The following is a 15,673-nucleotide window of genomic DNA, read 5'->3' as shown; positions in this document are numbered from 1 at the left end:
AGAAAAAAATGGAGTGGAGCCTGACGCAGAACAAGCTGCTGGCCTATCACCGCTTAATGCGTACCGATAAACCCATCGGCGCGCTACTGCTGTTGTGGCCGACATTATGGGCGCTATGGGTGGCGACGCCGGGCGTTCCACCGCTGTGGATCCTGGGCGTGTTTGTGGCCGGTGTCTGGCTGATGCGTGCGGCGGGCTGTGTGGTCAATGACTACGCCGATCGTAAATTCGACGGACATGTGAAACGGACAGCCAATCGTCCGTTACCCAGCGGGCAGATCACAGAGAAAGAGGCCCGTGTGCTGTTCATCGTGCTGGTGCTGCTCTCCTTCCTGCTGGTGTTAACCCTCAACACCATGACCATCCTGCTTTCCGTTGCGGCCCTCGCGCTGGCATGGGTCTACCCGTTTATGAAACGCTATACCCATCTGCCGCAGGTGGTGCTCGGCGCGGCGTTTGGCTGGTCGATCCCAATGGCGTTTGCGGCGGTCAGCGAGTCGGTACCGCTGAGCTGCTGGCTGATGTTCCTGGCGAACATTCTCTGGGCCGTGGCTTATGACACGCAATATGCGATGGTTGACCGCGATGACGATCTGAAAATTGGCATTAAATCGACCGCCATTCTGTTTGGTCGTCACGACAAGCTGATTATCGGTATCCTGCAGGCCGCGGTGCTGGCGCTGATGGTGGCGATTGGCCGCCTGAACGGGCTCAACTGGGAGTTTTACTGGTCAGTGCTGGTGGCGGGTCTGCTGTTTGCTTATCAGCAAAAGCTAATCGCAAAGCGTGAGCGTGACGCCTGTTTTAAAGCGTTTATGAATAATAACTACGTGGGCCTGGTGCTGTTCCTGGGGCTGGCGATGAGCTATTTTGGCTGAAAAAAAGCCCGGTGACGCTGAAGCTTACCGGGCCTGCATGATATGAAGCGTCAGATTGTGAGCCGGGTAAGGCGAAGCCGCCACCCGGCTTTTTCACATCACTCGCCCTGCGTCGCACTCTCAATCGTCAAACGCACGTCGGAGGTAATCAGCTCTGCCAGCATCTGATACACCTTCAGCGTCTCTTCCGGCTCGGCATCGCCCGTGTCGCTAATGAACCCTTCATCACGCAGCGTCAGTACCAGTGAACTGAAGACCGCTTTGTCGAAGAATTCCGGGGCGTTGATGCCGTGCAGAACGGAAAGGCGCTGTGCCAGCGTCCGGCTCTCTTTCTCCAGCGTACCGCGGTTAATGGATGGGTTCGCGCTCAGCAGCCAGAAGGTGATAGCGTAGCGCTGCAGCGTTTCTCGCGCACCCGCCGCCAGCAGTTGCAGCGTACGGGAGCGTGACGGATTGATATGCAGCTCGTCGTTAACAACGGTAATCAGCCCCTGACGACGCAGCTCCTCGGTCATTTTATCCAGCTCAATCGCCAGCTCATCCTTGCTCCAGCGCAGGAACAGCTCTGCTTTCAGCATCGGATAGAGCGTCTCCACGTGACGCAGCAGCTCCTGACGAGAAATACGGCGATGCTGGGTAATGATCGCCGCCATCAGCGACGGCAGCATCAGCATATGCGCGATATTGTTACGATAGTAGGTCATCAGCACCGCCTGTTCGCGCGGGAGAATGATGATGTCGCCAATCGTATCTTTCTCGACTTCAAACTTGTTCATTTGCAGCGCATGGTCGATCAGCTCGCTCGCCGTGCTGGCAGGCGTCGTTGAATCCACCGAGTAGGGAACGTTGCGCATCAGGTCAAGATAGCAATCCAGCTGCTCCGTAAGCTGTTCACGGGTCAGGGAGCGTTGACGTGACGCCAGCAGCGCCGTACAGCAGAGGTTCATGGCGTTTGCGGCACCGGCGTTGTTAATACGCACCATCAGCTCAGCCGCGATACCGTTAACCGTTGGCGTCAGCCAGGCTGGACGCACCGCTTCGATAGGATCGATAGACTCGCGCCAATCGGGAACATGGTTGTTCAGATACGTCATCAACGGCATCGGCTCGCCGAAGTTTACGTAGCCCTGACCAAGATTACGTAGCTTGCTCAGCCCACGCAGCATCTGCGGCAGGCTCTCTTTCTCTTTAGTCGCCCCGCGTAGCTCTTTGGCGTAAGTCCCCACTTCCATGACGTGCTCATAGCCAATGTAAATGGGCACCAGCGTGATGGGACGAGTGCCGCCGCGCAGCATCGCCTGGATGGTCATCGACAGCGTGCCGGTTTTCGGATCCAGCAGACGGCCGGTTCGTGAACGTCCCCCCTCCACGAAGTACTCAACGGAATAACCGCGGCTGAACAGCTCGCCCAGATATTCACGGAATACGGTGGAGTAGAGCTTGTTGCCCTTAAAGGTACGACGAATGAAGAACGCCCCCAGGCGGCGGAAAATCGGGCCTGCTGGCCAGAAGTTCAGGTTGATACCGGCTGCGATGTGCGGTGGCACCAGCCCCTGGTGATAGAGCACATACGAGAGGAGCAGGTAGTCCATGTGGCTGCGGTGGCAGGGCACATAAACAATTTCATGGCCGTCATGCGCCAGTTGGCGAACGCGCTCGGCGTTATGGACGTTAATGCCCTGATAGAGGCGGTTCCATGTAAAGCCCAGGATGCGGTCAGAAAGACGGATCATCTCATAGGAGAAGTTCGCGGCAATCTCTTCCATCAGCGCAATGGCGTTCTGCTGTGCTTTTTCATGAGAAATCTTTTTACTGCGCGCTTCGTCTTCAACAGCACGAGCGATCGCTTTGGAAGCCAGCAGCTTGTTGAAGAGATCCTGACGCGCCGGAAGGCGAGGGCCAACGGCGGCCAGACGCTGACGAGCGAAATGCATGCGCGCCACGCGCGCCAGTTTTTGCGCGATGATCTTATCGGTGCCGTGCTCGTCGGCCATCCGGCGTAGCGAGACGGAAGGGGAGAAGCGCACAAAGCTGTCGCGCCCCAGCCAGGAGACGGCGAAGAATTTCTGGATGCCATTAAGCATGCGTAACGGTGGGTTCTCTTCCCCTTTTTCGCGGCCCGGACGACGACCAAACATCACCGACACCGGCACCATCTGCACATCCAGATCGGGATTGCTGCGATGCAGGTCGAGATAGTCGTGGAACAGCTTAATGGACTCTTCTTTTGGCGTGTAATAGGTAAACACGCGTGGCCCACCGTGAATGAACACGTATCGCGGCAACAGCGTACCGTCGACTTCTAACGGTTCAAGCGGGTCAGGTAAATCATGCGCCAGACACTGGGCGCGAAGCGTCAGCAAGTCTGCCTTCGAGTTGTAAGGCAAAACATACATAATAGGGCGCGACGTATCGAGCCCCAATTCCAGCGCGGGTTCTGCTGGGATAGACTTACTTTTTACCAGGACGCTTAATGGTAAATTAAGTAATTTGTAGTAAATTCGTGGCCAGCCAGACATAAACGATGTAAAGCCTCTGGTTAATAATGCAATTGCGGCGCAAGGATAACAGAAAGCGCGCGAAATTACTGTTGTTACCCGTCATACTTCAGGCTACAGCGCAACACGTTGCGCCTCCTGTTATTGACGCTATTTCAAATAAAAGGTTCTTTTAATGGCCAATAATACCACTGGGTTAACCCGTATCATTAAAGCTGCTGGCTATTCCTGGAAAGGTTTTCGCGCCGCTTGGGTCAACGAAGCCGCGTTTCGCCAGGAGGGTGTCGCCGCGATTGTCGCGGTGATTATCGCCTGTTTCCTTGATGTTGATGCCATTACCCGCGTGCTTCTGATCGGCTCCGTGCTGTTGGTGATGATAGTGGAAATTCTTAATAGCGCTATTGAGGCCGTTGTGGACCGTATTGGCTCTGATTTTCACGAACTTTCTGGCCGGGCAAAAGACATGGGCTCTGCTGCCGTGTTGCTGGCGATTATCACTGCGGTCATCACCTGGGTCACGCTGCTTTGGTCACATTTCCGATGAGCCTCGAGGAATAATTAAGCCCCTGGTTTTTTGTGCAGTTTTTGGTTCCAAAATCGCCTTTGACTGTATATACTCACAGCATAACTGTATATACACCCAGGGGGCGGAATGAAAGCGTTAACGACCAGGCAGCAAGAGGTGTTTGATCTCATTCGGGATCATATCGGCCAGACGGGTATGCCACCCACGCGTGCGGAAATCGCGCAGCGTCTGGGCTTCCGTTCTCCGAACGCTGCCGAGGAACACCTGAAAGCGCTGGCGCGTAAAGGCGTAATTGAGATTGTATCGGGTGCTTCACGCGGTATCCGCCTGCTGGTGGAAGAAGAGACGGGCATTCCGCTGGTGGGGCGCGTCGCGGCAGGTGAACCTCTGCTGGCGCAACAGCATATTGAAGGCCACTATCAGGTTGATCCGGGCATGTTCAAGCCGAGCGCGGATTTCCTGCTGCGTGTAAGCGGTATGTCCATGAAAGACATCGGTATTCTTGACGGCGATCTGCTTGCGGTACATAAAACGCAAGACGTGCGTAACGGCCAGGTTGTGGTGGCGCGCATCGATGATGAAGTCACCGTTAAACGCCTGAAAAAGCAAGGTAATACGGTTCAGCTGCTGCCGGAAAACAACGAGTTTTCCCCCATTGTGGTAGACCTCCGCGAACAAAACTTCTCTATCGAGGGGCTGGCGGTAGGGGTCATTCGCAACGGAGAATGGCTGTAATCTCATCCTGACAGGCTACGGATCTGCCGTGGCCTGATTCCTTATCCACTCCCGGTATTTTTTCATGTCACTGCTTACGGCATCCGATAAGGCATTGTGGCGTCTTGCACTGCCGATGATTTTTTCCAATATCACCGTTCCTCTGCTGGGGCTGGTGGATACGGCAGTTATTGGTCACCTTGATTCACCCATCTATCTGGGCGGCGTGGCGATTGGCGCGACGGCGACCAGCTTCCTTTTTATGCTCCTGCTCTTTTTGCGCATGAGTACCACCGGGCTTACGGCGCAGGCGTACGGTGCTAAAGATCCTTTGCGTCTGGCGCGCGCGCTGGTTCAGCCGTTAATTCTGGCGCTTGGGGCAGGCGCGTTAATCGCTATATTACGTACCCCACTGATTGATCTGGCGCTGCATATCGTTGGCGGCAGCGAGGCGGTACTGGAGCAGGCACGACGCTTCCTGGAAATTCGCTGGCTCAGCGCGCCCGCGTCGCTGGCTAATCTGGTTCTGCTGGGGTGGTTACTCGGCGTGCAGTATGCCCGCGCGCCCGTGATCCTGCTGGTGGTAGGCAACCTCCTCAACATCGTGCTCGATCTCTGGCTGGTGATGGGCCTGCACATGAACGTGCAGGGTGCGGCACTGGCGACGGCGATTGCCGAATACGGGACGTTTATCCTCGGTCTGTGGATGGTCTGGCGGGTGCTTGTCATGCGGGGGATTTCCCTTGCTCTGCTCAAGAGTGCATGGCGAGGCAATATCCGCACCCTGTTGGCGCTTAATCGCGACATTATGCTGCGCTCACTGCTGCTGCAGCTCTGTTTCGGCGCACTGACGGTCTTTGGCGCCCGGCTTGGGCCAGATATCGTCGCGGTGAATGCCGTTCTGATGACGCTGCTGACCTTTACCGCCTATGCACTGGATGGCTTTGCCTATGCTGTGGAAGCGCATTCCGGCCAGGCATACGGCGCACGTGAAAGTGGTCAGTTGCGGGATGTCTGGCGGGCGGCCTGTCGGCAGTCGGGGCTGGTGGCGCTGGCGTTCGCGCTGATTTACGCCTGTTTTGGCGAACAGATTATTGCGTTACTCACCTCCCTTCCTGCACTGCGCGAGCTGGCAAGCCATTACCTTATCTGGCAGGTCATTTTGCCGGTGGTGGGGGTCTGGTGCTATCTGCTGGACGGTATGTTTATCGGCGCGACGCGAGGAGCGGAGATGCGTAACAGTATGGCGGTGGCGGCGGCTGGTTTTGCCCTGACGCTGCTCACGCTCCCCTGGCTGGGTAACCATGGTTTATGGCTCTCCCTGGCGGTCTTTCTCGCGTTGCGAGGCCTGTCACTGGGCTTTATCTGGCACCGGCACTGGCAAAACAATACCTGGCTTCCTTCCCGCAACGATATATCGTGACGGTTAAAGATTCCGAATATGAAATCAACTGCCGAATCCTTAACTACAATTATTATCACGTCCAGCAGAAAAGAACGTAACGGACGTTACGACCCGACGCTTAACTAAGAGGACACGATGATGAATAAAGACGAAATCGGCGGCAACTGGAAGCAGTTCAAAGGTAAAGCGAAAGAACAGTGGGGTAAGCTGACGGATGACGATATGACGGTCATCGAAGGTAAACGCGATCAGCTTGTCGGTAAAATTCAGGAACGCTACGGTTACGAGAAAGACCAGGCGGAAAAAGAGGTCGGCGACTGGGAAAAACGCAACGACTACCGTTGGTAACCGTGTGATACCCGACAGTACAAGGAAGTACTCCCTGAGGGCGGCCATGGGCCGCCTTTGTTTTGGCTGTTAACGCGGCTTTTTCTTTACGAGGATAGAGTGGTCATGGTGGCACGCGTCCTGATGCCGACAGGCCTCCACTTCTACACACGCAGAGCATAATCCGTGTGCTTCAATGACGTTATGGCGCAAGGCAAAGCCCATTCTGGCCGCCAGCGTATGCATAATATCTTCTACGCCTTCCGCCCCTTCTTCTTTCACCACGCCACAACGGTCGCAGATAAACATGGCCGACGTATGGGTTGGCTGGTCAAAAAGATGACACAACACATAACTGTTTGTGGATTCGACCTTGTGTACAAACCCTTGTTCCAGCAGAAAATCTAGCGCACGATAGACCGTAGGCGGTTTAGCCTGTGGCTCGCTTTCGCGCAGCAGGTCGAGCAGGTCGTATGCGCTGATGGCGCCCTGCTGCAGGGTCATCAGACGCAAGACTTCAAGGCGCTGCGGAGTCAGGCGCACATTGCGTTGCGCGCACAGCTTCTCTGCCTGCGCTAACAGCTCTTTTGTGGACTTATCCATTTAGCACCTCGGATGTTATAGGCTGGAAAACCCTCACTTTACCATGTTCTGGTAAAAACGCCGAGATCCGCCAGGCTGTGCTATACCTGACCCATCGCAAACCGGGAAATTAATGATGAAAAAACCTGACTGTATTCGGCACTGGCGAGACGTGGAAGAGCCAGATAATTCAACCTATCCCGACAGCAACGAGCTTTTCTCCATCGGTGCACCGCTGGCTCGTCACCTGGGGCTCAGGCGAATCGGTATTCACCACGAGCGTTTGCCGCCCGGGCGTCGAACCTCCTATCCCCACGCGGAAAGCGACGAAGAAGAGTTCATCTATGTGCTGGAAGGGTATCCGGAAGCCTGGATTAACGGCTATTTGTGGAAGCTTGAACCCGGCGACAGCGTAGGGTTTCCTGCTGGCACCGGCGTCTGCCATACCTTTATTAATAACACCGAAGAAGAGGTGCGATTACTGGTCGTTGGCGAGGCTAACAAGAAGCACAACCGAATCTACTATCCGCTTAATCCGGAGTATGCCGCCACGCGTGAAGATCGCTGGGTTGATCATCCCCCTCAGTTCTTTGGGCCGCACGATGGAAAACCTGGGAAAAAATAATTTCCTCTTCTATAAATATTGAGGGCCGTCACAAATAACAACAGGCCTGTCCGGAGTTTTACTTAAGGAAATAGCGGGTCTTTTTGTACTTATTCACAGCAATAGTTCGTTCCTGTTTGGGTGATAACAAACAGGGTGATGTTATTAACGACAATAAGACGAGCATACTGTGAAAAAACATTTTAAATTTTCGGTGGTTAGCATCGCTGTCTCCCTGTTTATGGCAAATCAGGCGGGAGCAGCCAATACCTGGACAGAATCACGTAGCGACGCAATGGGTGGCACGGGCGTCGCTTCGGGCAGCTATGGCAGCGGGGCGTTAATCAACCCCGCGTTATTGGCAAAGGCGAAACCGGACGATGATGTGACGGTTATTTTACCGTCCGTCGGCGTGCAGGTAACGGATGAAGACAATCTTCAGGATGAGATTGATACCATCAACGATAAAATCAATCACTATAAGGATGTGGTTGATAGCCTGACCCCCATCGAAGTGATTACCAACCCGCTGGGCTCAATCGATCAGTTTCAGGGAGCGGCAAAAGATCTTGCCGATGAACTGGACTATCTCAAAGGCAAAACCGCACGCGCTACGGCAGGCGCGGGGATTGCGGTGAGTATCCCTAACGATGTGCTCTCCGTGGCCTTTATGGCGAAAGGCTATGCCCACGGGCGCGTCAGCTCTTCCATCGATCAGCAAGATATTGATTACCTGCGCAGTATCCAAAACAGCGATGCGGTGGCGGCGGGCGTGGCACTGGATGCGGCGCTAAACGGTACCGATCAAATCACGAAAAACCTTAACTCTACGGCGTCTGGCCGGGCGGCAATTGTCTCCGATTATGGTGTTGCCATTGCCCGTCAGTTCGATCTGGGTGGCGTCCCGGTTTCCCTTGGCGTCACGCCAAAACTGCAGAAAACCTGGATCTACAACTACACCACCTCAATTTACGATTACGACAGTAACAAGTGGAACGACAGCCGCTACCGGAAAGACGATACCGGCTTTAACGTGGATGCCGGTATCGCGGCCGATTTCGGCGAGCATTGGACGGTCGGGGTGAGCGGGCAAAACCTGATGTCGCGCGATATCGACACCAAGGACATTCGCATCCGCAACGGGCGCACGGGGGAAGTGGTGAGCTATAAAGACACCTATCAAATCCGTCCGCTGGTGACGGCCGGTGCCGCCTGGCACAACGATCTGGTGACCCTGACCGCCGATGGCGATCTGACAGAAACCAAAGGCTTTAAAAGCGAAGATACCTCGCAGTATGTTGGCGTGGGTGCGGAAGTGACGCCGCTAAGCTGGCTGGCCGTGCGGGCGGGTTATCGTGCCGATATGAAAGGGAATGACAGTAACGTCTTTACCGGTGGTGTTGGTTTTGCACCGTTTAACACGGTCCACGTCGACCTGATGGGGCTCTACGGTGAAGATGAAACCTGGGGCGCAGGTGCACAGTTGAGTATGACGTTCTAAAGGGCACCGGAGGCGTTGCGCCTCCGGCTTTTCTTTATGCTATAGTAGCGCCCCTTTTCCACCAGATGCTTAAAACTTCGCCATGTCGTCAGAACACCAGACTGCCTTTCCCGCACACCGTTTCTCCATTGCGCCCATGCTCGACTGGACGGACAGACACTGCCGCTATTTCCTGCGCCAGCTCTCCCGCCATACGCTGCTGTACACCGAAATGGTCACCACCGGTGCAATTATTCACGGTAAGGGCGACTATCTGGCGTACAGCGAAGAAGAGCATCCGGTTGCCCTGCAGCTGGGTGGCAGCGATCCGGCTGCGCTGGCGCACTGTGCGAAGCTGGCAGAAGAACGTGGCTACGACGAAATTAACCTTAACGTTGGCTGTCCGTCCGATCGCGTGCAAAACGGCATGTTCGGCGCCTGTCTGATGGGGAACGCACAGCTGGTAGCGGACTGCATCAAGGCGATGCGTGATGTGGTCTCCATTCCGGTGACGGTGAAGACCCGTATCGGTATTGATGACCAGGACAGCTACGAATTCTTGTGTGATTTCATCAATACGGTTGCCGGAAAGGGCGAGTGCGAGATGTTTATCATCCATGCGCGTAAAGCCTGGCTCTCTGGCCTTAGCCCGAAAGAGAACCGTGAAATTCCGCCGCTGGACTACCCGCGTGTGTATCAACTGAAGCGGGACTTCCCGCACCTGACCATGTCGATCAACGGTGGTATCAAGTCGCTCGACGAGGCCAAAACACATCTGGCGCATATGGATGGCGTGATGGTCGGTCGCGAGGCATATCAGAATCCGGGTATTCTGACGACGGTCGATCGCGAGATCTTCGGCGTTGAAGGCGCAGACACTGACCCGGTTGCCGTGGTGCGGGCCATGTATCCGTACATTGAACGTGAGCTGAGTAACGGCACTTACCTCGGCCATATCACGCGTCATATGCTTGGCCTGTTCCAGGGGATCCCGGGCGCACGCCAGTGGCGTCGCTATCTGAGCGAGAACGCGCATAAAGCTGGCGCGGATATCGAAGTGCTGGAACAGGCGCTACGCCTGGTTGCAGATAAACGATAAATCTCGCTAAAAATTCGTCAAATTCACCACGCCCCGCACAGCCTTGCGGGGCGTTTTGCTTTTATAACAACACGTTAGAGTTGGCATGGATCTTGTAATGATTGCGACATCATTCGGGAACTCATGGGAGAGAACCATGCTGGAACTGCTTTTTGTGATTGGCTTTTTTGTCATGCTGTTAGCCACCGGCGTGTCGCTGCTCGGCATTCTGGCAGCGCTTGTGGTAGCGACAGTGGTCATGTTTATTGGCGGATTATTTGCCCTGACGATCAAACTTCTGCCGTGGCTGCTGCTGGCCGTTGCGGTGGTGTGGGTTATACGGGCGATTAAATCACCAAAACTGCCCACTTATCAGCGTAATAACCGCTTTCGTTACTAAGGTATTGAGGGGTTCGTCACATACCTGCAACTTTTCCGGCGGCATTGCTTAGAACGGAATAGGATTTACTTATCGAATCTGTCACTATGGCTGCCGCTAAAGAATTCATCGAGCTGTACCCTACATACAGCCGAACTAAAAAAAGAAAGGGCTTCCTCAGGGAAGCCCAATTTCTTTTATGGGATCAGGGAATTAACAGGCTTGACCCCTGCGTTGACCGGCTCTCCAGCACCTCATGCGCACGTTGTGCATCGCTTAGCGCGTACTTTTGCGCATCTGCCACATCCACTTTGATGACCCCGCTGGCAATCAGCGAGAACAGTTCGTTACTGGCTTCGAGCAACTCTTCGCGATTGGTGATGTAGCCCTGCAGGGATGGACGAGTGACATACAGCGAGCCTTTCTGGTTCAGAATACCCAGATTCACACCGGTCACCGCGCCTGACGCGTTACCGAAGCTCACCATCAGACCGCGGCGCTGCAGGCAGTCCAGAGACGCTTCCCAGGTATCTTTCCCTACCGAGTCATATACCACGCGCACTTTTTTGCCGCCGGTTACCTCTTTTAAGCGTTCAACGATGCTCTCTTCCCGGTAGTTAATCACCTGCCAGGCGCCGGCCTGCAGCGCGCGCTGGGCTTTTTGCGCGCTCCCCACGGTGCCGATCAGTTTTGCGCCTAACGCTTTGGCCCACTGGCAGGCGATGAGCCCTACGCCGCCCGCAGCCGCATGGAACAGGAACTGCTCGTCGGGTTTGATTTCATAGGTTTTGCGCAGCAGATAATAGACCGTCAGCCCTTTCAGGAAGGAGGCCGCGGCCTGTTCAAACGAAATGGCATTGGGCAGGAGGGCAACTTTGTCAGCCGGGACGTTGTGCACGGAGCTGTAAGCGCCCAGCGCCGATTGCGCATACACCACGCGATCGCCTTCTTTAATATGCTTAACGGCGCTGCCCACTTTGCTGACCACGCCCGCCGCCTCGGTACCCAGACCGCTCGGCAGTGACGGCGGTGGATAAAGGCCGCCGCGAATATAGGTGTCGATGTAGTTAATGCCGATGGCTTTATTTTCAACCTGCACTTCATTTTCGCCAGGCGCGGCGGGGGTAAACTCCACCGCGTTGAGTACGTCAGGGCCACCATGCTTGTGAAATTCAATACGTGTTGCCATGCTTCCTCCAGAATGTGGTAATCTTTCGACCCACTCTTTATCTCGGTAACTCCATTCACTATGGCAGGAAACAAACCCTTCAACAAACAGACTGAACCTCGTGAGCGTGATTTTCAGGTCGCCGGGTTAAAAGTCCCGCCGCACTCGATTGAAGCGGAACAGTCGGTGTTGGGCGGTTTAATGCTGGATAACGAGCGCTGGGACGACGTCGCCGAGCGCGTCGTGTCCGACGATTTCTACACCCGCCCGCACCGCCACATCTTCACCGAAATGGCGCGCCTGCAGGAGTCTGGTAGCCCGATTGACCTGATTACGCTCGCGGAATCGCTGGAGCGGCAGGGGCAACTGGACAGCGTTGGCGGTTTTGCTTATTTAGCAGAACTGTCGAAAAACACGCCAAGTGCAGCGAACATTAGCGCTTATGCGGACATCGTTCGCGAACGCGCCGTTGTTCGTGAGATGATCTCGGTCGCGAATGAAATCGCCGAAGCGGGCTTTGATCCGCAGGGTCGCACCAGCGAAGACCTGCTCGATCTCGCGGAATCCCGCGTCTTTAAAATTGCTGAAAGTCGCGCCAATAAAGACGAAGGCCCAAAAAACATCGCCGATGTGCTCGATGCCACCGTCGCCCGTATTGAACAGCTCTTCCAGCAGCCGCACGATGGCGTAACCGGAGTTAACACCGGCTATGACGATCTCAATAAGAAAACCGCAGGCCTGCAGCCGTCGGATTTGATTATCGTCGCCGCGCGTCCGTCGATGGGTAAAACCACCTTTGCGATGAACCTCGTCGAAAACGCGGCGATGTTGCAGGATAAGCCGGTCTTAATCTTCAGTCTGGAGATGCCATCAGAGCAGATCATGATGCGTTCTCTGGCGTCGCTTTCTCGTGTGGATCAGACCCGTATCCGTACCGGTCAGCTCGACGATGAGGACTGGGCGCGTATCTCCGGCACCATGGGGATCCTGCTGGAAAAACGTAACATCTATATCGATGACTCCTCCGGCCTGACGCCGACAGAAGTGCGCTCCCGTGCGCGCCGTATCGCCCGCGAGCATGGCGGTATTGGCCTTATCATGATCGACTACCTTCAGCTGATGCGCGTGCCGTCGCTCTCCGATAACCGTACGCTGGAGATTGCGGAAATTTCCCGCTCGCTCAAGGCATTAGCCAAAGAGCTGCATGTGCCTGTCGTGGCGCTCTCGCAGCTTAACCGTTCCCTGGAACAACGTGCCGACAAACGCCCGGTCAACTCCGACCTGCGTGAATCCGGCTCCATCGAGCAGGATGCCGACTTAATCATGTTCATCTACCGTGATGAGGTTTATCACGAGAACAGCGACCTGAAAGGGATCGCCGAAATTATTATCGGTAAACAACGTAACGGCCCTATCGGTACGGTACGTCTGACCTTTAACGGACAGTGGTCGCGTTTCGACAACTATGCCGGTCCTCAATATGATGATGAGTAATTTCTAAGGAAATCAAATGCAAGCGGCAACTGTTGTGATTAACCGCCGCGCTCTGCGACACAACCTGCAACGTCTGCGTGAACTGGCTCCCGCCAGTAAACTTGTTGCAGTCGTGAAAGCGAACGCTTACGGACACGGTCTTCTTGAGACCGCGCGAACGCTCCCCGATGCCGACGCCTTTGGCGTTGCCCGTCTTGAAGAAGCCCTCCGCCTGCGCGCGGGGGGGATCACCCAACCGATTTTGCTGCTCGAAGGCTTTTTTGAGGCTGCAGACCTGCCGACCATTGCAGACCAGCATCTGCATACGGCGGTACACAACGAAGAACAGCTTTCCGCCCTCGAAACCGCTGAACTGAGCGAGCCAGTCACCGTCTGGATGAAGCTCGACACGGGCATGCACCGTCTGGGTGTACGTCCGGAACACGCGCAGACGTTTTATCAGCGTCTGTGCCAGTGCAAAAATGTCCGCCAGCCGGTAAATATTGTCAGCCATTTTGCCCGGGCTGATGAGCCTGACTGCGGCGCTACTGAACAACAACTCGACATCTTTAACACCTTCTGCGAAGGCAAGCCGGGGATGCGCTCTATCGCGGCCTCCAGTGGCATTCTGCTGTGGCCGCAGTCGCACTTCGACTGGGCGCGTCCGGGGATTATTCTTTACGGCGTATCGCCGCTGGAGAACAGACCCTGGGGGCCGGACTTTGGCTTCCAGCCGGTGATGTCCCTGGTGTCTAAGCTGATTGCGGTGCGTGAGCACAAGGCGGGGGAACCGGTGGGTTACGGCGGCACCTGGACCAGCGAGCGTGACACCCGGCTGGGTGTGGTGGCGATGGGGTATGGCGACGGTTATCCACGTGCTGCGCCGTCCGGTACGCCGGTTCTGGTCAATGGCCGCGAAGTGAAGATTGTCGGTCGCGTGGCGATGGACATGATTTGCGTAGATCTCGGCCCCGATGCCCAGGATAAAGCGGGCGACGATGTGGTGATGTGGGGTGACGGTTTGCCCGTCGAACGCATCGCGGAAATCACGAAAGTGAGTGCTTACGAACTTATAACACGCCTGACATCAAGGGTGGCGATGAAGTACATCGATTAAACTACTGTGAATGCCGGGGGGGCAGCGTTGCCTGACCCGGCATGGAACAGGTTAAACGCTCGATCTTCTGTCATATCCGGTTTATTGTTGAATTCCCTGCCTCATCGAATTCCGGAGAACCATCGCGTGTTTCAGAAAGTTGACGCCTACGCCGGCGACCCCATTCTCTCCTTAATGGAGCGTTTCAAAGAAGATCCTCGCAGCGACAAAGTGAATCTCAGCATTGGTCTGTATTACAACGAGGACGGCATTATTCCTCAGTTGAAAGCCGTTGCTGAAGCGGAAGCGCGTCTTAACGCCGCCCCGCACGGTGCTTCTCTTTATCTGCCGATGGAAGGGCTCAATACTTACCGTAACGCCATCGCGCCGCTGCTGTTTGGTGCCGATCACGCGGTGCTCGCACAAAAACGTATGGCAACCATCCAGACCCTGGGCGGTTCAGGCGCGCTTAAAGTGGGTGCGGACTTCCTGAAAAAATACTTCCCGGATTCAGGGGTATGGGTCAGCGATCCCACCTGGGAAAACCACGTGGCGATTTTTGAGGGTGCTGGCTTTAAGGTGGCGACCTATCCATGGTTCGACAGTGAAACCAACGGCGTGCGCGTTGACGCGCTGCTGGAAAAACTGAATACCCTGCCAGAGCGCAGCATAGTGCTGCTGCACCCGTGCTGCCACAACCCGACCGGGGCAGATCTCACCAACGCTCAGTGGGATGCGGTGATTGAGGTGCTGAAAGCGCGCAACCTGATCCCCTTCCTCGACATCGCCTATCAGGGCTTTGGCGCAGGGATGGAAGAAGATGCCTATGCCATCCGTGCCGTGGCCAGCGCCGGGCTGCCTGTTCTGGTCAGCAACTCGTTTTCAAAAATCTTCTCCCTGTACGGCGAGCGCGTGGGGGGCCTCTCTGTGGTGTGCGAAGACGCCGAAGCGGCAGGTCGCGTACTGGGGCAACTGAAGGCGACCGTGCGCCGCATCTACTCCAGCCCGCCAAACTTTGGCGCGCAGGTGGTGGCGACTGTGCTGGGAGACGAACAGCTAAAAGCCAGCTGGCTTGCAGAAGTGGAATCCATGCGTAAGCGTATTCTGTCGATGCGTCAGGAGTTGGTTAACGTGCTGAAAGAGGCCGTACCGGGGCATAACTTCGACTATCTGCTTAAACAGCGCGGGATGTTTAGCTATACCGGGCTGAGCGCCGCACAGGTTGAACGTCTGCGCGAAGAGTTCGGCGTCTACCTGATTGCCAGCGGACGTATGTGCGTGGCGGGTCTGAATGCCAGCAACGTTCATCGCGTGGCGCAGGCATTTGCTGCAGTAATGTAAGTACTTACTCACCCTCCCTCTCCCCGTGGGAGAGGGCCGGGATGAGGGCATCAGGCCGCACAAACAGGTTGCCCGGCATTCTGTGATCTTCTTCTTTTTATCCAACCTCATAAGCAAAAACTCC

The 15,673-nt window shown here is 55.5% G+C and carries 15 protein-coding genes and 1 pseudogene; 13 read left to right on the top strand and 3 right to left on the bottom strand.

All coding sequences use genetic code 11. The annotated features are described in order from the left end of the window. Window positions 1-8 precede the first annotated feature (8 nt). Window positions 9-878, top strand: a complete 870-nt coding sequence (gene ubiA / locus M8370_RS14310; RefSeq protein ID WP_250021217.1) for a 4-hydroxybenzoate octaprenyltransferase — start codon at window positions 9-11, stop codon at window positions 876-878. 98 nt (window positions 879-976) lie between these two features. On the opposite strand, the gene plsB is transcribed toward ubiA, so the two are convergent. Next, a complete protein-coding gene (plsB, locus tag M8370_RS14305; RefSeq protein ID WP_013095051.1) occupies window positions 977-3,397 on the bottom strand; it encodes a glycerol-3-phosphate 1-O-acyltransferase PlsB in 2,421 nt (806 codons plus the stop codon). A gap of 154 nt (window positions 3,398-3,551) precedes the next feature. Between plsB and M8370_RS14300 the strand changes: the two genes are divergently transcribed. The 5 genes and pseudogenes from M8370_RS14300 to M8370_RS14285 all read left to right on the top strand — a co-directional run bounded on the left by M8370_RS14300 (window position 3,552) and on the right by M8370_RS14285 (window position 6,369). Then, window positions 3,552-3,920 (top strand): diacylglycerol kinase, encoded by a 369-nt coding sequence (locus tag M8370_RS14300; protein ID WP_013095052.1) that lies wholly within the window; start codon window positions 3,552-3,554, stop codon window positions 3,918-3,920. Between the two features lie 108 nt (window positions 3,921-4,028). Further along, the gene (gene lexA / locus M8370_RS14295) at window positions 4,029-4,637 is read left to right on the top strand and encodes a transcriptional repressor LexA (protein WP_013095053.1); all 609 of its coding nucleotides are present in this window, start codon (window positions 4,029-4,031) and stop codon (window positions 4,635-4,637) included. A 64-nt stretch (window positions 4,638-4,701) separates the two neighbouring features. Further along, entirely contained in the window at window positions 4,702-6,039 is a 1,338-nt protein-coding gene (dinF, locus tag M8370_RS14290; protein WP_038418457.1) for an MATE family efflux transporter DinF, read from the top strand. Continuing rightward, window positions 6,036-6,110, top strand: a pseudogene (locus M8370_RS23505) (hypothetical protein); the annotation flags it as partial. The gene dinF and the pseudogene M8370_RS23505, both read left to right, overlap by 4 nt. Window positions 6,111-6,159: 49 nt before the next feature. Next, a complete protein-coding gene (locus M8370_RS14285) occupies window positions 6,160-6,369 on the top strand; it encodes a CsbD family protein (RefSeq protein WP_020686626.1) in 210 nt (69 codons plus the stop codon). 69 nt (window positions 6,370-6,438) lie between these two features. Here the strand turns inward: M8370_RS14285 and zur are convergent, their stop codons facing one another. Further along, complete coding sequence (gene zur, locus M8370_RS14280; RefSeq protein ID WP_013095057.1) at window positions 6,439-6,951, bottom strand: zinc uptake transcriptional repressor Zur; 513 nt, start codon at window positions 6,949-6,951, stop codon at window positions 6,439-6,441. Between the two features lie 115 nt (window positions 6,952-7,066). On the opposite strand from zur, the gene M8370_RS14275 reads away from it, so the two are divergent. The 4 genes from M8370_RS14275 (at window position 7,067) to pspG (ending at window position 10,492) form a co-directional block, all read left to right on the top strand. Then, complete coding sequence (locus M8370_RS14275; protein WP_023620296.1) at window positions 7,067-7,555, top strand: cupin domain-containing protein; 489 nt, start codon at window positions 7,067-7,069, stop codon at window positions 7,553-7,555. Between the two features lie 220 nt (window positions 7,556-7,775). Beyond that, entirely contained in the window at window positions 7,776-9,035 is a 1,260-nt protein-coding gene (locus M8370_RS14270) for a conjugal transfer protein TraF (protein WP_155687126.1), read from the top strand. 82 nt (window positions 9,036-9,117) lie between these two features. Then, the gene (dusA, locus tag M8370_RS14265) at window positions 9,118-10,113 is read left to right on the top strand and encodes a tRNA dihydrouridine(20/20a) synthase DusA (RefSeq protein WP_013095060.1); all 996 of its coding nucleotides are present in this window, start codon (window positions 9,118-9,120) and stop codon (window positions 10,111-10,113) included. 136 nt (window positions 10,114-10,249) lie between these two features. Beyond that, window positions 10,250-10,492 (top strand): envelope stress response protein PspG, encoded by a 243-nt coding sequence (pspG, locus tag M8370_RS14260; protein ID WP_013095061.1) that lies wholly within the window; start codon window positions 10,250-10,252, stop codon window positions 10,490-10,492. A gap of 184 nt (window positions 10,493-10,676) precedes the next feature. Here the strand turns inward: pspG and M8370_RS14255 are convergent, their stop codons facing one another. Beyond that, entirely contained in the window at window positions 10,677-11,660 is a 984-nt protein-coding gene (locus M8370_RS14255; RefSeq protein WP_046887569.1) for a quinone oxidoreductase, read from the bottom strand. 60 nt (window positions 11,661-11,720) lie between these two features. Between M8370_RS14255 and dnaB the strand changes: the two genes are divergently transcribed. The 3 genes from dnaB to tyrB all read left to right on the top strand — a co-directional run bounded on the left by dnaB (window position 11,721) and on the right by tyrB (window position 15,549). Continuing rightward, the gene (gene dnaB, locus M8370_RS14250) at window positions 11,721-13,133 is read left to right on the top strand and encodes a replicative DNA helicase (protein ID WP_013095063.1); all 1,413 of its coding nucleotides are present in this window, start codon (window positions 11,721-11,723) and stop codon (window positions 13,131-13,133) included. A gap of 16 nt (window positions 13,134-13,149) precedes the next feature. Then, entirely contained in the window at window positions 13,150-14,229 is a 1,080-nt protein-coding gene (gene alr / locus M8370_RS14245; protein WP_250021216.1) for an alanine racemase, read from the top strand. A 126-nt stretch (window positions 14,230-14,355) separates the two neighbouring features. After that, window positions 14,356-15,549 (top strand): aromatic amino acid transaminase, encoded by a 1,194-nt coding sequence (tyrB, locus tag M8370_RS14240; protein ID WP_250021215.1) that lies wholly within the window; start codon window positions 14,356-14,358, stop codon window positions 15,547-15,549. The last annotated feature ends 124 nt before the right edge of the window (window positions 15,550-15,673 follow it).

It is taken from the genome of Enterobacter cloacae complex sp. OE43NF (assembly GCF_023544405.1).
Lineage (GTDB): Bacteria > Pseudomonadota > Gammaproteobacteria > Enterobacterales > Enterobacteriaceae > Enterobacter > Enterobacter cloacae.
Note: the sequence above shows the minus strand (reverse complement) of the source record. Positions and strands in the feature narration are given on the sequence as shown.